This is a genomic window from Nanhaiella sioensis (genome assembly GCF_046557775.1).
GTDB lineage: Bacteria > Bacillota > Bacilli > Bacillales > SM2101 > Nanhaiella > Nanhaiella sioensis.
Map to the genome: position 1 here is coordinate 1146735 of NZ_JBKAEG010000001.1, position 26064 is coordinate 1172798.

Annotated in this window: 27 protein-coding genes; 5 read left to right on the forward strand and 22 right to left on the reverse strand. The window is 35.2% G+C overall.

Annotation, left to right across the window (positions count from 1 at the left end; all coding sequences use genetic code 11):
* Nucleotides 1-646 precede the first annotated feature (646 nt).
* Together V1503_RS05310 and V1503_RS05315 are read left to right on the forward strand one after the other, a co-directional pair.
* Nucleotides 647-874, forward strand: coding sequence for a hypothetical protein (locus tag V1503_RS05310; protein WP_410625385.1), 228 nt, complete (start codon nucleotides 647-649; stop codon nucleotides 872-874).
* Nucleotides 875-943: 69 nt separating this feature from the next.
* Nucleotides 944-1450 (forward strand): phosphatase PAP2 family protein, encoded by a 507-nt coding sequence (locus V1503_RS05315; protein ID WP_410625387.1) that lies wholly within the window; start codon nucleotides 944-946, stop codon nucleotides 1448-1450.
* Between the two features lie 71 nt (nucleotides 1451-1521).
* On the opposite strand, the gene V1503_RS05320 is transcribed toward V1503_RS05315, so the two are convergent.
* Nucleotides 1522-2442, reverse strand: coding sequence for a cation diffusion facilitator family transporter (locus tag V1503_RS05320; protein WP_410625389.1), 921 nt, complete (start codon nucleotides 2440-2442; stop codon nucleotides 1522-1524).
* A gap of 420 nt (nucleotides 2443-2862) precedes the next feature.
* On the opposite strand from V1503_RS05320, the gene V1503_RS05325 reads away from it, so the two are divergent.
* Nucleotides 2863-2997, forward strand: coding sequence for a hypothetical protein (locus V1503_RS05325; protein WP_410625391.1), 135 nt, complete (start codon nucleotides 2863-2865; stop codon nucleotides 2995-2997).
* Nucleotides 2998-3097: 100 nt separating this feature from the next.
* Here V1503_RS05325 and V1503_RS05330 read toward each other — a convergent pair whose 3' ends face one another.
* The 5 genes from V1503_RS05330 to V1503_RS05350 form a co-directional block, all read right to left on the reverse strand.
* Complete coding sequence (locus V1503_RS05330) at nucleotides 3098-3253, reverse strand: YflJ family protein (RefSeq protein WP_320258745.1); 156 nt, start codon at nucleotides 3251-3253, stop codon at nucleotides 3098-3100.
* 516 nt (nucleotides 3254-3769) lie between these two features.
* The gene (locus V1503_RS05335) at nucleotides 3770-4192 is read right to left on the reverse strand and encodes a universal stress protein (RefSeq protein WP_214483517.1); all 423 of its coding nucleotides are present in this window, start codon (nucleotides 4190-4192) and stop codon (nucleotides 3770-3772) included.
* A gap of 92 nt (nucleotides 4193-4284) precedes the next feature.
* Complete coding sequence (locus tag V1503_RS05340) at nucleotides 4285-5019, reverse strand: amino acid ABC transporter ATP-binding protein (protein ID WP_410625394.1); 735 nt, start codon at nucleotides 5017-5019, stop codon at nucleotides 4285-4287.
* Between the two features lie 23 nt (nucleotides 5020-5042).
* Nucleotides 5043-5744, reverse strand: a complete 702-nt coding sequence (locus V1503_RS05345) for an amino acid ABC transporter permease (protein ID WP_214483541.1) — start codon at nucleotides 5742-5744, stop codon at nucleotides 5043-5045.
* Nucleotides 5731-6573 (reverse strand): amino acid ABC transporter substrate-binding protein, encoded by an 843-nt coding sequence (locus tag V1503_RS05350; protein ID WP_410625396.1) that lies wholly within the window; start codon nucleotides 6571-6573, stop codon nucleotides 5731-5733. The genes V1503_RS05345 and V1503_RS05350 overlap by 14 nt, the downstream gene beginning before the upstream one ends.
* A 754-nt stretch (nucleotides 6574-7327) precedes the next feature.
* On the opposite strand from V1503_RS05350, the gene V1503_RS05355 reads away from it, so the two are divergent.
* Nucleotides 7328-7552 carry a hypothetical protein gene (locus tag V1503_RS05355; protein WP_214483513.1) on the forward strand — a complete coding sequence of 75 codons (225 nt, stop codon included), beginning with the start codon at nucleotides 7328-7330 and terminating at the stop codon, nucleotides 7550-7552.
* A 354-nt stretch (nucleotides 7553-7906) separates the two neighbouring features.
* Here V1503_RS05355 and qoxD read toward each other — a convergent pair whose 3' ends face one another.
* Genes qoxD through qoxA form a run of 4 tightly spaced genes read right to left on the reverse strand, consistent with a single transcriptional unit; the run spans nucleotide 7907 to nucleotide 11763 of the window.
* Nucleotides 7907-8209 (reverse strand): cytochrome aa3 quinol oxidase subunit IV, encoded by a 303-nt coding sequence (gene qoxD / locus V1503_RS05360; protein WP_214483512.1) that lies wholly within the window; start codon nucleotides 8207-8209, stop codon nucleotides 7907-7909.
* A 3-nt stretch (nucleotides 8210-8212) separates the two neighbouring features.
* A complete protein-coding gene (gene qoxC / locus V1503_RS05365) occupies nucleotides 8213-8815 on the reverse strand; it encodes a cytochrome aa3 quinol oxidase subunit III (protein WP_214483511.1) in 603 nt (200 codons plus the stop codon).
* A complete protein-coding gene (gene qoxB / locus V1503_RS05370) occupies nucleotides 8799-10781 on the reverse strand; it encodes a cytochrome aa3 quinol oxidase subunit I (protein WP_410625399.1) in 1983 nt (660 codons plus the stop codon). Before qoxB ends, qoxC begins: the two co-directional genes overlap by 17 nt.
* Nucleotides 10771-11763 carry a cytochrome aa3 quinol oxidase subunit II gene (gene qoxA / locus V1503_RS05375; protein ID WP_320258751.1) on the reverse strand — a complete coding sequence of 331 codons (993 nt, stop codon included), beginning with the start codon at nucleotides 11761-11763 and terminating at the stop codon, nucleotides 10771-10773. The genes qoxB and qoxA overlap by 11 nt, the downstream gene beginning before the upstream one ends.
* A gap of 567 nt (nucleotides 11764-12330) precedes the next feature.
* On the opposite strand from qoxA, the gene V1503_RS05380 reads away from it, so the two are divergent.
* Nucleotides 12331-12717 carry a globin domain-containing protein gene (locus V1503_RS05380; protein ID WP_410625402.1) on the forward strand — a complete coding sequence of 129 codons (387 nt, stop codon included), beginning with the start codon at nucleotides 12331-12333 and terminating at the stop codon, nucleotides 12715-12717.
* Between the two features lie 353 nt (nucleotides 12718-13070).
* On the opposite strand, the gene V1503_RS05385 is transcribed toward V1503_RS05380, so the two are convergent.
* The 12 genes from V1503_RS05385 to tenI all read right to left on the reverse strand — a co-directional run bounded on the left by V1503_RS05385 (nucleotide 13071) and on the right by tenI (nucleotide 25813).
* Nucleotides 13071-14207 carry a serine hydrolase gene (locus V1503_RS05385; RefSeq protein ID WP_410625404.1) on the reverse strand — a complete coding sequence of 379 codons (1137 nt, stop codon included), beginning with the start codon at nucleotides 14205-14207 and terminating at the stop codon, nucleotides 13071-13073.
* Nucleotides 14208-14375: 168 nt separating this feature from the next.
* Entirely contained in the window at nucleotides 14376-15317 is a 942-nt protein-coding gene (locus V1503_RS05390) for a phosphotransferase (protein WP_410625406.1), read from the reverse strand.
* Between the two features lie 15 nt (nucleotides 15318-15332).
* Nucleotides 15333-15569 carry a hypothetical protein gene (locus tag V1503_RS05395; RefSeq protein ID WP_410625408.1) on the reverse strand — a complete coding sequence of 79 codons (237 nt, stop codon included), beginning with the start codon at nucleotides 15567-15569 and terminating at the stop codon, nucleotides 15333-15335.
* 278 nt (nucleotides 15570-15847) lie between these two features.
* Complete coding sequence (locus tag V1503_RS05400; protein WP_410625410.1) at nucleotides 15848-17872, reverse strand: ABC transporter ATP-binding protein; 2025 nt, start codon at nucleotides 17870-17872, stop codon at nucleotides 15848-15850.
* On the reverse strand, nucleotides 17869-19626 hold the full coding sequence (locus V1503_RS05405; protein ID WP_410625413.1) for an ABC transporter ATP-binding protein: 1758 nt from the start codon (nucleotides 19624-19626) through the stop codon (nucleotides 17869-17871). The genes V1503_RS05400 and V1503_RS05405 overlap by 4 nt, the downstream gene beginning before the upstream one ends.
* A gap of 581 nt (nucleotides 19627-20207) precedes the next feature.
* Nucleotides 20208-20864: a thiamine phosphate synthase gene (gene thiE / locus V1503_RS05410; RefSeq protein WP_410625415.1), complete on the reverse strand. Its 657-nt coding sequence runs from the start codon at nucleotides 20862-20864 to the stop codon at nucleotides 20208-20210.
* Between the two features lies 1 nt (nucleotide 20865).
* On the reverse strand, nucleotides 20866-21669 hold the full coding sequence (gene thiD / locus V1503_RS05415; protein WP_410625417.1) for a bifunctional hydroxymethylpyrimidine kinase/phosphomethylpyrimidine kinase: 804 nt from the start codon (nucleotides 21667-21669) through the stop codon (nucleotides 20866-20868).
* A 262-nt stretch (nucleotides 21670-21931) separates the two neighbouring features.
* Nucleotides 21932-22951, reverse strand: a complete 1020-nt coding sequence (locus tag V1503_RS05420) for a thiazole biosynthesis adenylyltransferase ThiF (protein ID WP_214483499.1) — start codon at nucleotides 22949-22951, stop codon at nucleotides 21932-21934.
* Nucleotides 22948-23715, reverse strand: a complete 768-nt coding sequence (locus V1503_RS05425; protein ID WP_214483498.1) for a thiazole synthase — start codon at nucleotides 23713-23715, stop codon at nucleotides 22948-22950. The genes V1503_RS05420 and V1503_RS05425 overlap by 4 nt, the downstream gene beginning before the upstream one ends.
* 1 nt (nucleotide 23716) lies before the next feature.
* Nucleotides 23717-23920 (reverse strand): sulfur carrier protein ThiS, encoded by a 204-nt coding sequence (gene thiS / locus V1503_RS05430; protein ID WP_410625420.1) that lies wholly within the window; start codon nucleotides 23918-23920, stop codon nucleotides 23717-23719.
* A 169-nt stretch (nucleotides 23921-24089) separates the two neighbouring features.
* Nucleotides 24090-25199: a glycine oxidase ThiO gene (gene thiO / locus V1503_RS05435; protein WP_410625422.1), complete on the reverse strand. Its 1110-nt coding sequence runs from the start codon at nucleotides 25197-25199 to the stop codon at nucleotides 24090-24092.
* Entirely contained in the window at nucleotides 25196-25813 is a 618-nt protein-coding gene (tenI, locus tag V1503_RS05440; RefSeq protein ID WP_410625424.1) for a thiazole tautomerase TenI, read from the reverse strand. The genes thiO and tenI overlap by 4 nt, the downstream gene beginning before the upstream one ends.
* Nucleotides 25814-26064: the final 251 nt, after the last annotated feature.

Consider the following 26064-nt stretch of genomic DNA (forward strand, 5'->3'; position numbering starts at 1 on the left):
GCCGTCACTTATATAAGAAATATAAAGCTAAATGTGTTTATAATTCAGTACTTACATTTATTTTAGATATTCATTAACATATTATTCTTAAGAAAATAATAATTTTGATATATATAATAATTCTAGTACACCATATAATCCATTGAAAACGTCATATTATTCGCTGAGAGACCATTTTATGTCATTAAACGAAGTTATACATGATTTTCCTTTGATTTCCTTAAAGTAGAATTAATATATTTATTTTTCCACAGCAAACCTTACAAAATATGTAAATTCTAGCTTGGATATGATGAAATTTCAGATCGTTTATTACATATTCTACAATTAACTTACCTGCTTCTATAGCATTGCCGGATTTTTTTACCTTAATAGGTACATGGGGTATATTTTAAACTTCCTATTTATTTCAATGTTAAACATTCTATTTTTCCGATGAATTAAAAAACAAACTTTCACAAACCCTTTTTATGCACTATGTTAACCTAATGATCGTATTCTATAGGGAAGGCGTTTTGTGTATAGTTGGGCTTGATTACAATTAAAACAATTAGTTGAGTTTCGTTTTGATGAAATGAAGTATACCATTTGTTAGTTGTAAATTTTTGTACGCAAAAATAAATCATTGAGAAAATAGGTGAATAGTTTGTTCAACAGTCGGTGGCAAAATCCACGTTATCAAACATCTCAAAACTATCCATTTAAAAATAATAAATGCTGTGTATATCAAGACAGAAACAATCCTAATGGACCTACATATGGGATTTGTGTTCCCCTATTTGTAAAATGTCATGTAGCTGAAAATGGTTTTGTTAAAGTAGCAGAATATGAGGTGCCATATAATTGTTTTGGCTGTGTAATGTATGGAAGATAAATCTCTTTATTACATGTATATTTCATTAAAGGGAAAAGTAAATATATATGCTTAATGAGGTGATTTTTTTTGACCTACAAATCTTTTAATAGACATTCTTCTTTGCTGGATATACCAATGATTTTCATTTCAAATAACGTGCGTTTTGTATTTATTTTCATACTTGGTGTGCTCTGGTTTCGTGATCATTTCGGCAAAAAAATCGTTATAAATTCAGTTGTATCAGTTGTTATTACTTTAATTACGAACACATTAATAAAGTTTTTTGTGTATAAGCCTCGACCTTTTATTTATAACCGTGTAGGAATACTCATACCTTCTAAAAGGGATTCTTCGTTCCCAAGTAAACATTCTTTATTAGTATTTACCGTATCAACTTCTATCCTCCTCTATGAACGAACCCTTGGATGTCTCTTGTTAGGTCTTTCAGTGTTAACAGGTATTTCTCGCGTATGGGTTGGTCATCATTATCTTTCTGATGTGATTGGGAGTGCATTTATAGGAAGCCTAACAAGCATGATAGTTGACAAAGCTTCTGGAATTTATAAGCGTTTTATGTACAAAAATTGTTATTGAGCCATATACTTAGCTTATTTTAACAGGAAGATGACTGCTGTAAAAAAGTAATCATCTTCCTTAAGCCATTATTAGTTACAATGTTCTTCTGATGTAGAACAATCTGAATTTAAATGATCAATTTGTATCGTCGTATGGTTAATATGGTACTTATCTTTTAATAATTTTGTTGCTTCATTCAATACCCTCTCATAATTATCACAATCTCCTATTTTAATGTGACAGCTTAAAGACAAAAAGTCGGAGCTTATTGCCCACACATGCAAGTCATGAACATCAATAACATGAGAGATAGACAACAACTGTTCTTTAATATCCCCTACATCAATCCCTGGAGGACTTCCCTCCATTAATATGTGTGAAGAATCTCTCGTTACCCTCCATGCACTTATAATAATGAGAATTGCAACAATAACACTAGCGATCGGATCTGCCAAATTCCAACCAAAGAACATGATAAGTAAGGCAGCTATGATCGCACCAACTGATCCTAACAAATCCCCTAACACATGTAAAAATGCACTTCGAATATTTAGATTGTCACTCGTATCCCCTTTTAAAAGAATAAAGGCTACGACAATATTTACGAGTAATCCAATTGATGAAATAATTAGCATACCTTTACTAATTACATGAGGTGGTGCCAAAAGTCTGTTATATGCCTCCCAAAAAATATAAATAGATATAATAACTAAAGTAACTCCGTTTAATAGTGCAGCTAATATTTCAAATCGCCTATATCCAAACGTTTTCTCTAAAGTTGGTTGCTTTTCTCCGAACTTCATTGCCAAAAAGCTTAACCCTAGTGCTGCTGCGTCACTTAACATATGTCCTGCATCTGATAATAGCGCCAAGCTATTTGTTAGTACCCCTCCGATCACTTCAATAATCATATACGTACTAATGATAAAAAAAGATATTTTTAACGTCTTTTTGTTTACATTATGAGTGTGACTATGACCGTGATCATGATGAGCATGTGAATGTCCCATGGCGTTGCCTCCCAAAAAATTTGTGTGAGTATTATTCTTTTCTATTAGCAGTTTTTTCATTAATTGTTGCTTTTCGTACTAAGAGTCAAACACGTACACAACTAGAGTTCGTGGCATCTTTCCTTCTGTACAACAATTACTAACCATGTAAAACCACTTTTTTGGTACTAATTGGATAACAATAGCAACAAAGTTTACGAAAAGAGCCTTTCAATTATTACTTCATTATGTGTTTATTTAATATATGATCAATTATTCATATATTAAATATATAATCTTCACTTATAGAAGTCAATGGTTTATTCAACAGCTATAGCGTTTTAAATCATATAGCAAGTATATCTTTTACACACGTATGAGACAAAGTTTCATACCATATATATGAATAAGCTTCTTATTACATTGAAAGGAGTATTCCGTATGCTCGATACGATCGATTGGAAACTTATCTCCTTTGTCTCATATACATTATTCCATGAATACGTCACTTACATTCGAATTCCACAAATCTGTTATTGGGAAAATGCAAAACAAGACGCAATAAGAAAAGAGTAAAAAAAACTCAACCACATCACCAGGTGATGTGGTTTAACATTTTTCACATAACATGTTAATGTTGACAACGTACTGATTACATCTTTACAGATGTGAAATATTATTTATTTTTTGTTTTATTCAATTGATCCAAATACAAGTTACGTAAGGTTGATGTCTTATACAGCTCTAATCTTCTTCTTTCAGTCGGATGGATATTAATCCCCATGTCTTTCAATTGCTTTACGTACCAACCTTTTGAACCAGGATATGCCATACATCATTCCCCTTTCTACTTATCGCTTGTCCTATATATATGCAACAAGTAACAGGGGAATGACCATCATATTTCTTAATATATTTTTGTTTCAGTCGTTTTAGCCTATCAGGTGTGCAAACTTGCTGCTTTTCCTTCTAAGGTATAAGTACTTACATCTAACGTTGTTGGCATCTTTTCTCATTTACATTGAAGTCAATTATATAAAATTATAAATAGTTGTTCTAAATTAGTCTCAATAGCTACAGAGTTAACGAAAAGAGCCTTTCAAAAAGATGGAATAAACTCTCGAACTCGCTTAATTGAAAATTATATGTATGAAGGTATTCAAGGTAGATATGTTAGCTAGTATTCGTTTACACATCACTTGCATGGATTACTTTGTCTTTTTTTGCATTGTTTCTTCCTAATAAAATACACGTACACAACTAGAGTACATACCATAACGGTGACTAACTTATGAAAACTGTTCTACTAATTTGGTAACAATAGCAACACAGCTTACAACAAAAACTATTACTTTACAATCATGACTGGACAGTTAGCTCGCTTGGCAACTTTATGGCTCACACTTCCTAATACCATTTCTTGAAATGTATTGAGCCCCCTACTTCCAATAACAACAAGGTCAAACCCACCATTATTCGCATATTTTACAATACTTGGTCCAGGTTCACCGTGAATCATTGTTGTCTTTATTTCCTTATTAATTATTCGATAACATATATCCTTTGTTGCTTGCAATCTTTCATTTCTTGTTAATTCAATATCGTGAGATTCAATGTTTCTTAATGCGTCTGATTTAGCTGTCTCATTGTCAACAATATATAAAATCTCAATTGTTGCTCCAGCAATTTCTTTTGCTAAAAATGCTGCTTTTTCTGCCGCACGTATTGCGTGATCAGAACCGTCAGAAGCTAGTAGTATTTTTTCAAACAATATATACACAACCCTTCACAAATTGGATATGTTAAGTATATAAGAACAGCTAATAGAATAAAAGAAAATAGAGTAGGTTTTTAGTTCCCACTCTATTGTATAAGGTGTAAAAATTGTTTAGTACGCTCTTCTTTTGGTTTACTGAATATATCTTCAGGTTTGCCAGACTCGATAATCTTGCCGTCATCCATAAAGATGACTTTATCGGCAATCTCTTTTGCAAATCTCATTTCATGAGTAACTACAACCATTGTCATACCTTCGCTAGCTAAATCTTTCATCACCTTAAGGACTTCTTGAACAATTTCTGGGTCCAATGCAGAAGTAGGTTCATCAAAAAGCATAACATTGGGTTCCATCGCAAGTGCTCTCGCAATACCTACTCTTTGTTGCTGCCCGCCTGAGAGTTGAAATGGATAATAATCTATCTTATCAGCTAATCCAACTTTAGTTAGGAGAGATTCGGCTATTTTCCTCACTTTATCCTTCCGAAGCCCTTTTACAATGACAGGACCTTCCATTACATTTTCAAGTGCTGTTTTGTGCGGAAACAAATTATAGTTTTGAAATACCATGCCTGTATTTTTTCTAAAGGAAGCTATTTGCTTTTGCTTCAACTTGTTAGAAAAATCTAAAGTATCCTCAGCTATTGTAATACGACCCTTAGTCGGAGTTTCTAGTACATTTAAACAACGTAAAAGTGTTGTTTTTCCTGATCCTGATGGACCGACGACGACGACAACCTTTCCTTTAGGAATATCTAAATCGATTCCTTTTAACACTTCTAACTGGTCGAATGACTTATATAATCCACTGATTGAAATCATCTATTTTGCCCCTTCTTAATGTTTTATCTCACTACATACCTATCTAGCCTGCGTTCTACTCTGTCTTGAATTAACGAAAGAATAAAACAAATGATCCAATATAATAGTGCAGCTTCAGTGTATAGTAGTAAAAACTCATAGTTTGTTGCAGCAATTTCTTGAGCCTTTCGAAACATTTCGGTTACCAAGATTAACGATGCTAGTGATGTATCTTTTACAAGACTAATAAATGTGTTTGATAATGGTGGAATCGAAACTCTTGTAGCTTGAGGTAAAACAATTCTTGTTAATACTCTAGAGTATGACATACCAATCGAATACCCAGCTTCCCACTGACCTTTAGGAATAGATAATATAGCTGCTCGAATGATTTCTGATGAATATGCACCTACATTCAATGAAAAACCAATAACGGCAGACGGAAATGGGTCAACAATAATTCCAATATTAGGCAAACCATAAAAGATAATAAATAATTGCACTAAAAGTGGTGTACCTCTTATTATTGAAATGTAAATTCGAGCTACAATTTCCAATACTCTAATATTAGATATCCTCGCTAGAGCAGTAAGGATTGCTAATATAATTCCGAAAAAAAACGACCAAAGTGTTAATGGAATCGTAGAATCCAAAGCTCCCTTCACCAATGGGAGAAGGGAACTTTGAGCGATGTCTACTATTTTTTCTAATCTTTCTGGATTAGTTAAGATATTACTTAAGTACATTTTCACCAAACCATTTCACTGAGATTCTTTCGTATGATCCATCATCAATCATTTCGGCTAAAGCCTCATTTACCGCTTCAACAAGTGTTTCATTACCTTTTCTAAATGTTAGTCCACTTTCGCCAGCGTCTTCAGATGTAGCTACAATTTTGATTGGTGCATCAGGACGTTGCACTTGAAAATCTAGAACTGATAGCTTGTCGTTAATCGTTACATCTACACGTTTAGATGTAATCAGTTCAATTGCTTGGTTAAATCCTTCAACTCCTACAAGTTCTGCCCCATTTTCCTTTGCAATATCAGCATAGTTACTAGTTAAGGATTGAGCTGCTTTCAGCCCAGAAATGTCAGCAAAGCTAGCTACTGCATCGTTATCTTCACTCGTTACTAAAACAGCTGCAGATGTGATATAAGGATCAGAGAAATCATATTTTTCTAAGCGATCCTCTCTAATTCCAACTTGATTTGCAATCATATCAAATCGTTTAGAATTTAAGCCTTCAAACATAGCATCCCATTGTGTTTCTAAAAATTCTGCTTCTACCTCTAAGCGCTTAGCAACTTCCTTTGCGATCTCTACATCAAAACCTGTTAATTCACCACTATCATCATGAAAAGTAAATGGAGGGTATGTTCCCTCTGTTCCAATCTTTAATACGCCATCTTCTTTGATTTTTTGTAGAAGATCGGTTGTTTCTTCGTTAGTAGCTTCATTGTTTTCTGTATTTCCACTACCACTCGTTCCTTCTTTTTGTTCAGCTGTTCCACATGCAGCTAGAACGAGAGTTAGTCCGAATATGAATGTTAAACCTAATATAAGCTTTTTCATTTTTAATCCCCCAGTAATTTTATCGGATTTTAACAATATGTTAATTAAGTATAGCTAGATTTCACCTTTTGTCAACGGATTTGAATTATACAGACTTTTCGAAACACATATTATTATTTCCATTGTTTAATATTTTTATTTTACAAAGGCTCTTTTCATAAACTTTGTTGCTATTTTTATTAAGAATAGACAGTATGATGAGTTTCATTAGGTCTCATAGGTTTTATATGTAGAAAAGATGCCACGAACGTTAGGTGTAGACGTGCTTATATCTAAGCATGAAAAGCAACAATCGCTGTGAAAATAGTATTTAAAAAGGTTCTTTTCGTAAACTTTACTAAAAATGGTCAGTTTGATGAGTTATATGGGCATATAGATTTTAAAAGTAGAAAAGATACCACGAACGTTATATGTAGGTGTGCTTATATCTAAGTACGAAAAGCAACAATCGGTGCGAAAACAGCCTTTTACAAAAGAACTTTAGACAAAATTTGTTGTTAACTCAAGTGAATTTTGTGGAATTGACAACGTTAAGAGGCAACGAAAGTAGGCTAATGTTTGCAAGTTTTGTTTGCCAGCGGAAATACACCATTTATATAACCATACGAGTTGTAAAAATATATCATTTCAAATACTTATTCTAAAAGTATTATTCCTACCGTTTTTGTTCGTGAATAAACATATTTATTTTTCAAAAAAAGTTTGACAATTTTGTGACAAAAGATAGAATATTCTTATAAGGGGATGAAAATTTATGAAGAAAAAACCACTTGAGTCACTATTGTTTATGAAAAAAATAACAAGTGTTGGATTAATATTAGGTTGTATTGTTTTTTTATTTAGTTTTTTTGTAAGCGGTATCAAAGGTGATTACGTACTATCAATAGGGCTTAGCATTATGATATCTTCAATGATCCTTTTCGGATTTGGTCTTAGTTTAAATCTCATGGAAGCAGTAAGTGATCGCAGTACCTCTTAATGATTTTTAATATTCATTTTTAGATAGTAATGAATCGTATAGCCATATACGATGCTCACAAATAATAAAGGGTCAGACCTTACTCTATATCTCGAAAAGCATGCTAGGTAGTAGCAAACCTAGTATACCGATATAGAAAATAAGACTGACCCTTTTCGTTATATTTATAAGGTTAATATTGTTAGAATCTAGTGTCATGAAGACCCGTGCCATTCAGTAATGGTGTTGATGAAAGGCTGTTTCTTTTCGTACTAAGAATGATGGATTTCATAGAAAGACCCAACTTATTGTCCATTTTAGTAACAGTAGTAAAAGAGCCTTATGAAAAAAGCCTTTAACTAATTTGGCTAGTCATTAATGTGCTGCATGACCTGCTGTCAACACCCAAATAGAGCCTACAACAATAACAACAGCTATAAAAACTCCATAACCAATATTAATAATGTTAGCCTTCCCATCTTCCCCTTCGGTCATATGCATAAACATGAACAATTGTAGCCCTGCTTGAATAACTGCTAAAGAACCGATGATCCACATAATTACATTAAACGATAAGTTCGTTTTAAGAGCTACTCCTGTAGCTATAAAGGTTAGTACGATGGAAGATATGAAACCTAATACGTGCCCAGTAGGAAAACGATTTGTTTTACTTGCCATAAATCACACCATCCCTTTTAAATACACAAATGTGAAAATAAAAATCCAGACGACATCTAAGAAGTGCCAGTACAAGCTAATGATGAATGTTTTTCTAGCAGTAACAGGTGTTAAGCCTCTTCTTAGTAACTGTATAATAATGATCGTTACCCAGCCGATTCCAACCGTTACATGGAGTCCGTGTGTACCTAGAAGCACGAAGAAGCTTGATAAGAAAGCACTCGTTTGCATCGTAGCACCTACACTAACATAATGGATGAATTCAGTAATCTCCATGTATACGAACCCTACGCCAAGTAATACTGTAATAATAAGCCATGTAAGCAGGCCTTTTAAGTTTTGTCTTCTCATTTCAAAGATGGCCAATCCGCAAGTAAAGCTACTCGTTAATAGCAATAAAGTTTCAATCATGACATCCTTAATTTGAAAAATATCTTCGGGCCCTGGTCCACCTGCTGTACGCCCCCCCAGAACACCGTATACCATAAACAATGTAGCAAACAAAACAATCTCAGCACCTAAGAAAATCCAAAAACCAAAAATATTCATACGGTCTTGCTCTGTTTGATATTCAAGTGGTAAGGAAGTATCAACCTTTGCTGACATGATTGTTCACCTCTTCTGCTTTATTTCTCCAAGATTTTTCAGTCTCTTTTATTTCTTCTACAGGTATATGATAACCATCGTTATAATCAAATGAACGAATGATCAGCCCCGCGAAAATACCCACTGCCGCTATTGCTGCAGCAATATGCCATTCAAATACGAGGAAGAATCCTGCTATACCGAAAACAACAGCCATATAAAATGGAAGCCCTGAATTGCTCGGCATATGAATTTCTTCAATCTCATTACCCTTCAGATCTAGTCCTTCTTTGTTCTTCTTCATGTGCCAAAAAACGTCCAATGATTTTACTTCTGGTAGTTTTGCAAAATTATAGTATGGTGCTGGCGAAGCTGTTGCCCATTCTAATGTTCTAGCATCCCACGGATCATTTGAAACATTGCGATCAGCATGGCGTATGCTCCAATAAATGTTATAGCAGAATACAGCAAATCCAATAGCAAGTATGGCTGATCCGATCGCTGAAACTAAGAACAGTGGTGCAAAACCTGATTCTACTGAAAAAGTATATGAGCGTCTTACTGCACCATCTAATCCTAATAAGAACATTGGGAAGAAGGTTAAGTTAAAACCAATCACAAATAACCAGAAATGATATTTTCCTAGTCTCTCATTTAGCTTAAAGCCAAAGATTTTAGGCCACCAATAATATAGACCCGCAAATACGGCAAACACGACACCAGGTATTAATACGTAATGGAAATGAGCAACTAAGAACAGCGTATTATGATATTGATAATCTGCTGCTGCCATCGCAAGCATAACGCCAGTTACACCACCGATAACAAAGTTTGGCACAAATGCTAAAGCCCATAACATCGCATTAGTAAATTTAATTCTTCCTTTTCTCATCGTAAATAACCAGTTAAATATCTTTACACCTGTAGGTACAGCAATTAACATCGTGGATATGGAGAAGAACGAATTAACTGCAGCTCCAACACCCATTGTAAAGAAATGATGCACCCACACAAGCATACTTAAAAATGCTATGCCGACAATTGAGAAAACCATAGATTTATAGCCAAATAGAGATTTTCTTGAGAAGGTCGCGATTACCTCTGAGAAAATACCAAACGCAGGTAATGCTACAATATACACTTCTGGATGTCCCCATAACCAGAACAGGTTTGCCCATAACATATCTGATCCGCCAGCAGACAGTGTAAAGAAGTGAGTACCATACAAACGGTCAAATGTCATTAAGCCAAGCGCGACCGTGAAAATAGGAAATGCAGCAACGATAATGACTGATGTAATGAAAGATGTCCAAGTAAACATTGGCATTTTCATCAATGTCATGCCTTTTGTTCTCATTTTCAGGATCGTGACAATAAAGTTGATACCTGTCATTAATGTACCGATACCCGCAATTTGAAGCGCAATGGCATAATAATTGTTTCCGATACCTGGACTAAACTCCTTACCAGCTAGCGGGAAATACGATGTCCAACCTGCATCAGGTGATCCACCTATGACGAATGATATATTAAATAGCATAGCTCCACTAAAGAATAACCAAAAGCTTAAAGCATTTAATTGTGGGAATGCTACATCTCTCGCACCGATTTGTAGAGGGATGATCACGTTCATTAAACCGATTAAAAACGGCATAGCCATAAACAAAATCATGATCACACCATGAGTTGTAAATATTTCATTATAATGTTGAGCATCTAAAAATTCCATTTCAGGTCTAGATGTTTGGACTTTCATCATAAGACCGTCTATCCCACCACGGAAAAACATTAATACTGCTGATAGGATATACATAATACCTATTTTTTTATGATCGACTGTCGTTAACCATTCAGTCCATAACCAACGCCATTTTTTCAAATAGGTTACAACACCTATAATACCTACCGTTGTGAGTAAAATTGCGATTTGTGACCCTAGAATTAATGGATCACCTGTTATAAAAAACTCATCCCATTTAATGCCCACCGTGATCACCCCCGTTTTCCTCTTCCATGTTCATATCATCATCTTTTTGAGTGTCAGTAGAATCATTTTTATAGTTGTCTTCTTCTGAGAATATCTTTCCTTGATAGCTATGATTCTTATATAATTCAGGATTTGTATACGTTTTAGAGTCTATATCAGCATGGTTAACCCACTCTAAGTGAGTATTAGAATATGTTAATCTACCTAAATGTGTTGGCAAAAGAAGCTCTTCATACTCCTCCTCAGTTAATTTAGGAGCCGTTTCCTGCACTTCCTTTTTCCACTCCTCGTAGTCTTGTGGCGTCTGTGCTAATACTTCAAATTCCATTTTCGCATAACCCCGACCATTGAAGTTCGTATTTCTACCTTCAAAAGAACCAGGATTATCCGCTACAACAAATAAATCTGTTTCCATTTTATTCATTGTGTATATTTGTCCAGCTAAAGCAGGCACCCAAAATGATTGCATCGTTGAAGCTGATGTTAATTTAAAGTGAACTGGTCTATCAGCTGGAATATTTACATAATTAACTGTTTCAATTCCATCTTCTGGATAACTAAAAATCCATTTCCAGTCGGCAGATGTCACATGAATGACAACTGGCTCTTGATCTTCGTAGCCTTCTGGAATTTTTTCAAGGTCATACAGCGTAGTTACCGTAGGAATTGTTAGAGCAACAAGAATAAGGACTGGAATGGCGGTCCAAATAATCTCTAGCAATGTACTACCGTGTTCTTCTGGCGGTTCATAATCCATATTGTCTGGTTTTTCTCGATATTTCCAAACGATATAAGCAAATAAACCGAACACAACAACAACAATTAACAGCATCCATAAAATCGATTGATTAATTAAGTTGGCGATACTTCTTGCTGCAGGTCCCTGTGGATCAAGCACAACCAAATTTGTTTCACAGCCACTTAGAAACAATACTGGGAGAGTTGTTAAAAACAACAAGACAAGTCCCTTGTTAAACTTCATGTTAATTCACCCCAAAAGTTAAGTATACTTACTAAAAATTTCGTGAATATGTTCATTTCTTCACAACCGATTGTTCGGTTTTTCACAAACTTTGCTAATTTATATCAATAAAAAACATTAACACTGTGTAAATAATGATAACATGATTCTATGAACACTTAAGTCTGTAATTGTGACAAAATACGCAAGGAATTTACTGGAGAAACTACATTTAATTTCACCATGATATTTAAAGTCATTTTACCGATTCTAATTTTCCCATCATGCCTATTTTCGCAAATGAAAAATGTACATTTTGGCTTGATATGACTCTTCCTGTAAGAGTGAAATGGATAGTTGCTACTTGATACGAAGCCTTTGTGGCAAAATTCTAACCCTGATTTTTTAGATGAAATTCGTACCGAAAACAACAATCAATGTGAAAAAAACTCAGCGTTCATTATATAAAATTCATATACTCTGTAGTGATTCATATCACTAAAACACGTATTAACAATTGGTATAGTAATAATGTGAATAAAAAATAACTTACACAATGATGTGTATTGTATAAAGTTGGTGGATTTTATGAACAAAGGTATGCATTCACTATATGAATTAATTGGTGGAGAAAGGGCTGTTCACAGTCTTGTAGATGCATTCTATCCAAAGGTTTATGCAAACAAAGATTTACAACCGCTGTTTAGTGGCGATATAAATGAAATAAAAAGAAAACAACAAATGTTTTTAACACAGTTTTTAGGTGGACCCACTCTATACAGTAATGAATTCGGACCACCTGCTATGCAGCATCGCCATCTCCCATTTGAAATTACTCCTGTCAGAGCTCAAGCTTGGCTGAATTGTATGAAAGAAGCGTTTGAAGAAACTGAGTTAACTGGACATGCTGCTGACATGTTCTACGACCGACTGAAACAAGTGGCTGCAATAATGGTAAATACACATACTAAATAAACTTGAATTTTTGTAAATGAAGTAGAATTTAATCTCCACATGCGAAGAAAAATCTACCTCAAGACACAGACTCAAAGAGATCGTGAATAATAAAATTAAGCTGCTACGCAATGTAGCAGCTTAAGAATCCCATATATTAGTCCCAATTAGTAGCCCTAACACCATAAAGCTTGCGATGAATAGTGTCACAGATAATTCTTCCATCATGATCCCCCATTATGTACATTAATCATATTTGTTACGTGCTCATAAAATATTTTACTTCTATTTATAATAAGGTTAGCATGAACAATCATAACAATTGACAAGGAAATTCAAACGTTTTATGTCAATAATGTGAAAATTATTTGAACCTATTCATGGTTATTTGTTAGTGATTTAATTCTATCTCTAAATTGACTGTCACGTAAAACTGATAATTCGAACTCATTTAAACTACTTGAAAGTTTAATTGATTCATAGGTATTTAATTGATTAAAAAAGATTGCTAGCGCTGTTTGATTCCCATTTTTATCAGTAGCATATAGGGCTTTTGTCAATATGTATAAAGTTGAACCACCTTTTTGCCCTGCATGTTTCAACCATTGTTGATTAGCTGGATTTTCCATTAATCCTTCCATTACAGGATGTAAATGCTCTTGTACTTCAGATGAAAAATATTCACGACTATTAATCTTCTCCATAATACGTGCGTAATTATAAGTCGTTGATGTACTAAACCGCTCTGAAAACATTCGATCAAAGTCGCTATCATGCCAAGTTGAAGGATCTGCTTTTTGTTTATAAATGCTCGCACCATTACTTTTAAGTTTTTTATGTATTTGATTAGCTAACTCTTTCCACTCTACTGAAGATAAATCTTTAAGTGTTTCTTTCACTAGTTGGTGCTCTTGTTTGCTTGTTATTTTTCCGTAGTTATTAGACTTTACTTCGTATGGAATATATAAACTAGATACGAATGGATAGATTTCTTCATGATTATCCAGTCCCAATTTTTTTATTAGCTCATTAATTTGATCTAATCCAAGCCTCATCATTAAAAATTCTGTATTTGCATTTGAACTAAACTGAATCATACCTTTTACAATTTCTTCAAGTCTAACAGTGTCATTTTGTATTAGGTCTAGTTCTTTCATACGCTCTAGCCAAGCGTTGTGAGCACCTCCATCTGTATTGGGAACATAAAATTTTTCTAACACACTAATTTGAACAGTTTCATTTGATGTGACTAAACCTTCAGCTGCTTGTTCCGCATACTCAATTGCGATAATCGTTTTTACTGTACTAGCTAAAGGCATGTTTTGATCAGATCTAATATCCCCTATTACCTCACCATTCTGGATTAAATAAAGTGATGATTTTTCTTTATTTTCCTCCAGGAACTTTAAGACATAATCAGTGCTTGGTGTGTATATCCAGCGCCTTATACCCCAAATAATAACAAGAAATATAATAACTGCTATACCGAGAATTTTAAGAACTAGAGTCATTTCTTCACCACCTCGTAATCTACAAATATTCCATATATATTAAAATAGGAAAAAATAATATATTTCAGTTATGCAATACATGCATCTGCACATAAAAAGGGCTAAACTCAAAGATGCGTTCATAACTACAACGGTTGTAGTCACTCCGCTTTTTGAGTAACCCTCAAATTATAGTGAGTATTTTACTGGATTAAATGCTGTTAAAGAATATATAAACTTCTTTTGTCGCTCTGTTTCATCGTCTTCCATATCAACGATTGCCCACAACGCTTCATCAAAATAAACGAATAACAATACGTCTTGCCATAATATTTTTTCTTCTTCAGTTAATGTAATATATTCAAAATATCCTTTTGTAAATTCAGTCCATTCCTCTTCAGTAAACAACCTGCTAGGTGCGGTTTCTATCTCAGTATGGAATAAAATTAATGCTAATGCTAAGTCTACAATTCTTGGAACAATTCCTCCATTGTCTGGATCAATTAAAACTGGATGATTATCTTTTTCGTAAACTAAATTACTTGCTTTATAATCCCAGCTTGCATTAACCATTGGTAGCGTTTTTTTCTTTAAACGAGAAAAATCACTCGTTAAGAAATCTTCAATACGACCTTTTAATATATTAAACTCTTTTTTCTCTGGACGATTTTTTAATAAGTTAGATGAGATCTCTTGCAAGTCATTTGTTACATCATTCGTAAATTCATCATCAAAATTTAGCCAGTCAAACCGAGCACATTCAAACGTATCTACTTTATTGTGAATTTGACCTAATAATCTTCCTGCTTCATAGATGTCTTGAAGAGAACCATCATATTTACGACCTTTAATAAATGGATACATTGTCCAAGTATGGTCTTTATATTGAATGAATGGATTTTCTACCTTGACTGGGGTAACCACTTTTATTCCATTAGAATGTAAGCTCGTAGTCCATTCAACAAGCTTTTGTGCAGTATCCATCGTTCTTCGAGTTCGTTTAATAATAACATCCTGCCCTCGATACTGACATTTATATACAGGAGAATATCTATATATAGAATTAGCAGCTTCCTCTGTCCATTTCACATCCCATAGCCTGAACAAGTTTTGTGTTTCTTGAGTATTCACTTATATCACCTTTTCCTAATTTATAGAACGTTCATTACCTCTTTTGAAATTTCCTGTTACTTTAGCAAGAATTAATTGAACTTCATGCTTACTATTGGCTTGCTGAAGTTTAGTAATTATTTTTTCTGCTTCTTTACCTTTTAATGTTTTTACTTGTTTACCCATCCATGTAATAAAAACTGTGTTGTTCTTTGTTACTCGGTAACTAAACATTTCTTCATCTAATCTACCCCGTTTATCAATTTCCGTCATGGTCGTTCACCACCACTTGTCGATTTTGATCCATAAACATGTTTTGACCGATAAACCTCTCTATTTGACCCATAAATTCATGTTTTTGACCCATAAATGTCTCAGTTTGACCCATAAAACATGTTTTTGACCCATAAATGTCTCAGTTTGACCCATAAATTCACGTTTTTGACCCATAAATGTCTCAGTTTGACCCATAAAACATGTTTTTAATCGAAAACTCCTCATACGGTAAAATACATGTTTTAAATAGGTCATCCGTTACGTTGAAGTACCGTTTATCCTGCTAAAGATGACTGTTTACCTTGTTGTAACTGGTACATCTGATAGTATTTGCCTCTCATTTGCATGAGATCATCGTGATTACCTTGTTCAACAATTCGTCCTCGATCGAGTACTAAAATTTGATTTGCATTTTTTATCGTCGATAGGCGATGAGCGATAATAAATGTTGTACGTCCTTTTTTCAACACTTCTAACCCGTCTTGAATAATCTTTTCAGTTTCTGTATCAACATTTGCGGTGGCCTCATCAAGAATGAGAACTGCTGGATCAAAAGCAAGTGCACGTGCAAAAGATATTAACTGTCTCTGCCCTGTAGATAACGTACTCCCTTTTTCAATTACCTTCTCGTCATAGCCATTTTGTAAGTTTTTAAGCAATCGATCTGCCCCAACATCTCTTAAAGCTTTTTCTACTTGTTCACGAGTTATCATTGGGTCATTTAAGCTAACGTTAGAAGCTATTGTACCCGTAAACAAAAATGGATCTTGTAAAACGATTGCCATATGCTGCCTTATCATTTGTACTGGGATAGTATTTATATCTTGACCGTCAATGAGTATTTTGCCTTCTTTCGTATCATAAAAGCGGGACAGAAGATTCATAACTGAACTTTTTCCTGAACCCGTATGACCTACAAGTGCAATCGTATCCCCTTCCTTCGCCTCAAAGGAAATATCATGGAGAACTGTTTCCCCTTCTTTATAGCCGAAAGAAACTTTATCAAATGTAACATTACCTTTATAGCGTGGCATTTTATCCTCACAAACTTCTGTGCCATCTTTGTCAAGAAGCTCAAAAACTCGTTCTGAAGATACTAATGCTTGCTCAAGATTTGCTAATTGGTTTACTAATCCAGTGATCGGTTGGAATAGACGATTCAAATAATCAACAAACGCATATAGCACACCTAGGGATACAGCCGAATTTGCTGTTAATGATTGGCCACCAAAATACCAAATCAAAGCAACGAAGGCAATATTACGTAGTACGCCAACTAAATTATGAGATGTTAAAGAATTTAAGCGTAGTAACTTATTTTGATGGTCGAAATAATCTTTATTAATTTCTTCGAATTCTTCTTTTGTTTCAGGTTTTCTTCGGAATGCTTGAATAATAGTCATTCCTTGTATTGATTCATTGATCATTGCATTTATATCACTTAAGCGTGATCGTATGATATGGTTGTATTTTGACGCATACTTTCGATAAAATTTAATCCAAATGACTAGTATTGGAACAAGCACTAAACAAATGAGTGCAAGTTTTACGTCTAATAAAAATAACGCAATATAAATACCAGTAATATAAATAATACTAGTAACGAATGTTGCTAACACGGTTACAAATAGTTCTTTTATCGTTTCAGTATCATTAGTAATCCTTGAAACTATTTTTCCAGCTGGTAAGCTGTCGAAATATTTAATTGGCAGTTTTTGAATATGTGTAAATACATCGTTTCTCATTTTCTTAATAATACGATTTGCCGAAGTTTCTAGATAAAATTTTTGCCCATATGTGAATATTGAAGCGACGACAAGCAAAGCAAAGTACACTAAAATTAATTTAAATAAATCGTCTACTTCTGGCATGTAAAAAGATAATAGCTCATCATTTGTTAGTTCGACAGCTGGATAGCTCATCTGTTCATTACTACGGGTAATGATCAATGTGCCGTCATCAAATGTTCTTTCACCCTCAGGAGTCGTAACTGGTTGGTCAACAAACACATAATCTCTACCTACTTGTAAGACGCGAACCTCTTTTCCTTTTACTTCATCGACAGAAAAGTGATCCTCCCGTTTGTACCATGTATCTTGATATAATACAGCGTTTTCCCCTTCATCTGTTTCATACCACGGATAACTATCAATTCCTAAAATGTGCTGATCAATCATGCGCTTTGCAATAAATGGACCAGCTAAATCAGCTGCAACAGCAACCATTAGCATGAGTAGTGCAAAGATGATTGTTTTTTTGTATAAAAGGGCATAATTAAATAAGCGTTTTCCTATCGTCATACAACCACCTCCTCTTCAATATGTTCTTCTAGTTGCTGACGGTCATATTGCTCTTTGTACCATCCGTTTTGTTGTAGTAATTCAAAATGGGTACCATCTTCAGTGATTTTTCCATCTTCGAGAACGAGTATTCTGTCAGCATGCTGGACAGCAGACAATCTGTGTGTTGTTATAATTGTAGTTTTGCCAGCTCGTTCTTGCTGGATATTCTCAATAATTTTTGTTTCTGTTTTAGCATCAACTGCTGAAAGAGAATCGTCTAGAATCAGTATTTCTGGATTAACTACGAGCGCTCGAGAGATAGAAATCCGCTGCTTTTGCCCGCCCGACAATGACACTCCTTTTTCTCCTACTAATGTTTCTAGTCCTTCAGGAATAAGAGCTAAATCTTTACGGAAAGCAGCTAAATCAATGGCTTTGTCAATCTCTTTGTCTGTTGCGTCTTTCTTACCAAATATGATATTTTCTTTTACAGTTCTAGAGAACAGCACGTGATCTTGAGGAACGTAACCGAGCCATCCTTGAATTTCCTCTATCGCAATATGCTCAAGTGACACATCAGAAATAGCAATATTTCCAGTACCAAGCGGGTATTCACGTAAAAGTTGTTTTACTAACGTTGTCTTTCCACTTCCTGTTTTACCAACAATCCCTAACGTTTCTCCACGAGATAGATTGAATGATATTCCCTCCAAATTATTAACCTCTGAAGAAGGATATTTAAATGTCACATTGTCAAATGAAATTGCTCCTGGATATTCAAGCGAACGAGGTTGCTTATCGTCCATTACATCTGCTTCATATGAAAGTGTTTCGTTAACACGATCTAGTGACGCATTACCACGTTGCATTACATTCATTAATTCTCCCACTGCAAACATTGGCCATATAAGCATTCCTAAATAAACGTTAAATGAAACGAGCTCACCTAATGTAATAGCCTTATGAAAGACTAGATACGCTCCGTAACCTAGACCTATTAAATAACTCATACCAACTAATACTTTTATCGTTGGGTCAAACAGTGCATCAATGACTGCAACTTTTACATTTTTCTTATAAACATCGTTGGTCTGGGACTCAAATTGTTGTCGGTCTGCTTGCTCCTGTACATATGCACGCACAACTCGAACACCTGATATGGATTCCAACACACGGTCATTCATATCACCAAATGAATCCTGAGCTTCCGTAAACCGTTCATGGATTTTCTTTCCATAAATCTTCATCGCAATCGCCATGATTGGCATTGGTAACACTGCCGCAAGCGTTAACTTCCAGCTGATCATAAAGCCCATTGTAAATAATATCGTCAACATATATGCAGAAGAATCTATGAGTGTAAGTATTCCAAAACCGGCTGTGATTGATATGGCTTTTAAATCATTCGTAGCCTGTGCCATTAAATCCCCTGTGCGTTTCTTTTCATAAAATGTTGGGGTCATCTTTAATAAATGATTCATAAATCTTGAACGTAACGTTCGCTCCACAACGAACGCTCCACCGAATAAGTTGTACATCCATTTATATGTCATTGCATATGTGACAACCATAATTGCCAATAACACCAGTAAATATTGAGTCAGTTTTTGAACAGTCAAACTACCTACAAAAATATCGTCAATTGCCCCACCGATTAGCCATGGCGGAATCACCTCTAATATGTTCACGATAAACAATAATGTAATTGCCACTGCGTAGCGTTTCCATTCTTCCTTAAAAAACCATTTTAATTTTAATAAAACTGAAAACATGTGATCATCCTCCTTTTCTTAGTTGTCTGTACGCTAGCCACCTTCGAGATCCCCAGTATTCATCGTTCTCAATGATTGTTTCGATTCCATTTCATGTCCTCCTCAAAAATTTGGTTAAGTATGTTGTTTTAGTGTTCAATGAACAGAAATACCTTTGCTCTGTTATGTTGAACAATCGTTATATATAAAAAGGGCATATCCGAATGATTCCAGATATGCCCTAATTATCCAATTATATTGTATAGCAATATAAAAAGGCACAAACCACGGATTAATTCCATGACCTATACCTTGTGAGAACAATTGTTTTTCAACTTCTGAGATTTTTTAAAAATTCTCTTAGTTTAAATATAAAAAGCCGTCATTGGATAGGTCACGTTTTTCATTATGAAGTTATTGTTATTGTTATTGTTCACGTCTATATCTTTGATATCAGTAATGAATACAATTTTCTTCATCATTTCGTAACCCTCCTTGTTAATAGTTAAAGTTAATACTTTGCTAGATTATCATTAATTGGCTTGTTCTGTCAATTCTTATTTTTTTAAAAAATATGTGAATTAACAAATTGTGTTAACGATTTAAATCTTTGCTGAGCTAACTTCTTCAATTAATTTGCGTGTAGCGTTCATTTTATCCTCTGCATGTGTAATCGCTGTAATGACTGCAACACCCTCTGCTCCAGCTTGTATTATTGGCTGAATCTTTCCAGCTTTTATCCCACCAATTGCAACAATCGGTACCGAAATGTCGTTGTCCCTCATTTCTTGAATAATCGAAGGTCCATTTACATTTGTCGCATCTTTTTTTGTATTAGTTGGATAGATTGAGCCTACACCTAAATAATCGGCTCCTTTTGCGGTTGCATCTTTTGCTTGCTCAACAGTATGAGCAGATACGCCTAATACCATTGTGGAGCCTATTTTACTACGCACATTTTCGACTGGCTCATCCTCTTGGCCAATATGTACACCATCTGCTTGAAGCTTAATTGCTAGTTCAATATCATCGTTAACGAAAAAAGGGATGTTGTGATCTTTACATATCTTTTTAAGCTCAATTCCTAGATCATATTTTGCTATGCCACTTTTTGCTTCAATACCTTTTTCACGATATTGAAAAGCAGTGATACCACCACGGATCGCTTCGAGTAGAACGACACAAGGATCACCTAAACAATCTTGACTGCCCATCACGAGATAAAGTGGTAACATTTCTTGAACCTTTTTATTAGACATTTTAAAGAGCTCCTTTCTTACCAAATGCCCAATGATTCGTAGGTCCATGTCCCGAACCAATGCCTAACTCATGCTGTATCGCTGCTTGGATAAAAGCTTCTGCAGTCTCAATAGCCTCGTAAATAGCTTTTCCTTTAGCAATTTCTGCGGTAATTGCCGCTGCAAAAGTACAACCAGTTCCATGTGTATGTCTCGTTTCTATTCTTTTGTTATGAAACTCATAAAACTCGTCACCATCAAATAATAAGTCTACAACAATATCGTCTTCGTCATGACCACCTTTAATGATTACATTCTGTGCACCTAGTTCATGAATCATTTTTGCAGCGTTTTGTCGATCATCCAAATTATTTATCTTGATGCCTGCAATTATTTCTGCTTCTGGTATATTCGGAGTAATAACATATGCTAACGGGATTAAGTACTTCTTAAGAGTCGTAACCGCTTCTTCTTGAAGCAAGGCAGCACCACCCTTTGCAACCATTACAGGGTCAACAATTATATGTTGCCACCTATATTCAGAAATTTTATTAGCTACCGCTTTGATTAATTCACTCGAAAATAGCATGCCAGTTTTTATGGCGTCTGGAGCTAAATCGGTAGCGATAGAGTCTATTTGTTGAATCGCAGCTTCTACTGTTAATGGGAAGACCCCTTGAACACCGAGAGTATTTTGTGCGGTCACTGCTGTAATAGCAGACATACCAAACACATCAAGCTCTTGAAATGTTTTTAAATCAGCTTGAATCCCTGCTCCACCTCCGCTATCAGATCCAGCAATTGTTAATGCTTTATATACATTCATTTGTACCATCTCCAACTTTACTAGGATGTTCAAATAAGTAAGTGCTTGATAATGGGAAGGACTTTTTGAACATACACTATTTTATTTAGCTCATTTTAAAATGTTGTTATTGCTACTAAATTAGCGCAGCTTTTGAAGGTTTATACATCCTCATTTGGATGAAGTAACAATGCTTTGTTTATCGCTAAAAACAACACTCCAAGCAAAACAGTATGTTGTTTGACTGTATTGGCAATGAGTGTCTTCATTTCATTACATGTTTTCACCCTAAATATTTGTGATATAACGACCTTGCCTCTGATATTTCCTTTGTGCCGTGAACGAGGACACGACCATCTTTAAAAATAACGAGCCGATGTTGACCTGTCGAAAATGCAACTAAATATGGATTTCGCTCAACCGTACCACCTTGAGATTTCAGTAGATCAGCTACTTTTTCCAAATCCCGATCAATTTTTTTGGGTGGTCGAATTTGTACCGCGTCTCTGCCACAAAGAATGGCTGATTTCGTTTGATTTTCATAAGATAGAAATGGATAGGTTCTATCTTCACCACAAGATGAACATTCAGTCTTCTTTACTTTATCAACACTAATTGCTGAATGTTGATTTTTCCAAAGATCAAAAGATACTAGCTTTTTTCTTAAAGCAGCCCAGTCTTCGACTAATATCTTTAAAGCTTCAGTTGTCTGATAAGCGACCACCATTTGAACTGCTGGACTAATAATTCCAGCAGTATCACATGTCATCCCTCCTAAAGGGACTGTTTCTAGTAAACAATGTAAACATGGTGTGATTCCAGGGACAATAGTATAGCTAATTCCATAGCTTCCAACACAAGCACCATATATCCAAGGAATTTCGTATTTTTGCGAAATATCATTTATTAGCAATCTCGTATCGAAATTATCGGTTGCATCAAGGATGAGATCTACTCCTAAAACCAACTCTTCCATTTCTCGTACAGACACATCTGCAACATGTGCATTGATTTCCACATGTGAATTTATCGCTTGTAATCGGCTTTTTGCTGCAACAGCCTTAGGTATTCTCTCTTGTGCATCTATTTCACTATAAAGTTGTTGTCTTTGTAAATTGCTCCATTCAACATAATCTCTATCAACGATTGTTAATTTTCCAACCCCTGCTCGCACGAGGGCTTCAGCATTGCCTGTTCCTAATGCTCCAGCCCCAATAAGGAGTACATGCTTGTTAGAGATTTTTTGTTGACCTGTTTCACCAATCGGTAAAAATAATTGTTGTCGTGAATAACGTTCACTCAACCAATGCTCATTCCTTCCATCGGACTGCTAGCAGTAGCATATCGTTTTTTTGGTATACGCCCCGCCTCATACCCTAACCGTCCTGCATCAATCCCCAGCTTCATTGCTTGTGCCATCTTAACCGGGTCATTTGCACCAGATACTGCTGTATTCAACAATACGCCGTCAGCACCTAACTCCATTGCTAAGCTTGCATCTGTTGGACTACCGATTCCTGCGTCTACGATTACTGGAACCGTAGCCTGTTCAATAATAAAGCTTAAATTTAAAGGATTGATAATACCTTGTCCAGAGCCAATCGGTGATGCACCTGGCATAATTGCATGACAGCCTAACTCCTGTAGTTTTCTTGCTAGTACAACATCATCAGACGTATAAGGCAAGACAATAAAGCCTTCATCAAGTAATTGTTCGGATGCTTTGTACGTTTCTATTGGATCTGGTAGCAACGTTTTTGAATCTCCAATTACTTCTACTTTTATCATATCACAAAGACCAGAAGCTTTTGCTAGCTTTGCAATACGAACAGCTTCTTCAGCCGTTGCTGCGCCAGCCGTATTTGGTAATAACTTATATTTACTCACGTCTAACTGTTCTAAAAAATTAGGTTGACTTTTTTCATAAATATTCATTCTTCGAACTGCAAAAGTTAATACTTCTGTATTCGATACATCAACAGCTTCCTTTTGTACCTCAAAACTAGAATATTTACCTGTTCCTAAAAATAAGCGTGATGAAAATTCATATGGTCCAATTTTTAACATATTAACCGCCTCCTACAAAATGTACAATCTCAATTTTGTCATTATCATTTACTTGTGTATCTTTATGATCCTGTTTTTGTAAAATAGTAGAGTTAATTTCAACAATAACAATGTTATCCTCAAGCTCGAAGTGGGCGAGTACATCTGATATATTTTCTAAAGTATCAGGTACATCAACCCGATCACCATTAATAAATAACTTCATTCTCACACTCCTTTCACTAACAACATTGTCTAATCTTAGATTGTTATTTTCATATTTTCTATCTCGGTGTTGATTTGCGTACAACATTCAATCTGTTTACGTAAGCTAGCTGTATATCTCATCAACAAAACATACGGAAAAAGAACCTATATTTAAAAACCCAATCATTTTAACGATCAATTCGAAAATGGTGTATTAACTCATGATCAAGATCGATTCCTTCAACTAAATCAGCAGTAACTTTGCCAGTTATAGGGGCTAACAAAATCCCATTACGATAATGCCCTGTAGCTATAATTAAGCCCTCCACATGCGGGTGCTCCCCTAACAAAGGCATACCATCGTGAGTTTGAGGACGAATGCCTGACCATGCTTTTTCAAATTGAGTGTTGATAATTTCTGGTAAAATGATCGAAGCTTTCTCTATTAGACTACAAACTGAACCCGTAGATACTGTCGTATTGAATGTATTTGGGTACATTGTTGCTCCAATAATTATTCTTCCACCTTTTTTTGGAACTAGGTAACAATGATGAGAAAAGATTGTTTGTGTTAACAGAGGTTTGTCAGTCTTGACAGCTAAACATTCCCCTTTTACTGGATAGCTAGGCAATGACAACCCAGTTTGCTTGACAACCATGTCCGTCCAAGCACCGCTAGCTACAATAATCCGTTCGGAATGGAATTCACCCTCGTTTGTCACAACACCTTGGATTCTATTATTTTTTATGATTAATGAATAAACATTCGTTTCCTCTTTGATCGTAGCTCCTAGCACCCTTGCTGCCCTAAAAAATGCAATCGTTAAATCATAAGCGGACACTTGGCCATCTGTAGGTATACTCATAGCTCCTCTTACAACTGGAGATAGTGAAGGTTCATATGCTCTCACTTCCTCAGATGTTAAATATTCAGTTTGTTCCCCAATATTTTTCTGCAATTGAATAATGTGTTTTAATTGCTGCTCCTCTTCTTCACTTATTGCAATCTTGAGCATTCCTTTGTTCACATATCCAATATGGACGTTCGATTTGCATTCTAATTCCTCGATCATTGTAGGAAACATGCTCCTGCTTTTTTTTGCTAATTGAAACAGTGGCCCATCCTCAGTTAATTCCGCTTGAGCTGCTAACATCCCTGCAGCAGCACCAGAAGCTTTACTACCTAATTGATCTTTCTCAATGACCAGCACATGGTGCCCTCGCTTTGCTAGATGATAAGCGATTGAACCACCATTTATACCCCCACCAATAACGATGGCATCATACGTTTTCTTCATGTAATCATCTCTTTCGATAACATTTTTGAATATTCCTTTACTGCTTCTATAGGCGTTTGGGCTAATAATACGCCTGACAATACTGCCACTCCATCTACTCCTCTATCTATCAGTTCAGGAATATGAGATGGTTTAATTCCTCCAATGACAATTAAAGGTATAGATAGCTGTTTTTTTAATTCTTCGACGCTATCAACCCCTTTAGCTATCACTCCTTTTTTGGAGGAGGTAGGATAAATATGACCATATATCACATAGTCAGCCCCTTGCAGTTCTGCTTCAACAGCCTCTTCTAATGAATGAACAGACTTCCCAATGCGAAGTTTTGGAAATGCCCTTTTCACATCGCCTACTGATAAGCTATGATATGCTAGCTGAACACCACCAACTTCAGCAATTGAAGCAACATCAATTCGGTCATTTATGACTATTTTATTAAGTGGTACACTTCGTTGAATTAGTTGATTAATCGTTTGGTATAAGTCTCTCGCTGACATTTGTTTTTCACGTAAATGTATAGCAGTTGCAAAAGGATGAATCTCACTAATAATCGAAACAAACGTGTTGATTGATTGTGCCCCAGTTGAAACAATATGTAGCTCTTTGTTTGCCATAAGACCTCCTTGTAAATAAATTTAGTCAAGTATTTGAGCTTAGTTTATTCAGCTCTAGACATTACTCACTAATAAACGGTCTCACATATCAAGATGAGGAATGTACCAACTTAAATTTGCTTAGCAATCCAAACTGCTCATCGATATTGAGAATTACCCATATACTATAATTTGTGTCCTAGACGTGATTGGCAAATAGGAAAATAACAATATTGAAATGTACATGTCGCCAGCAACAGTCATAAGCATAA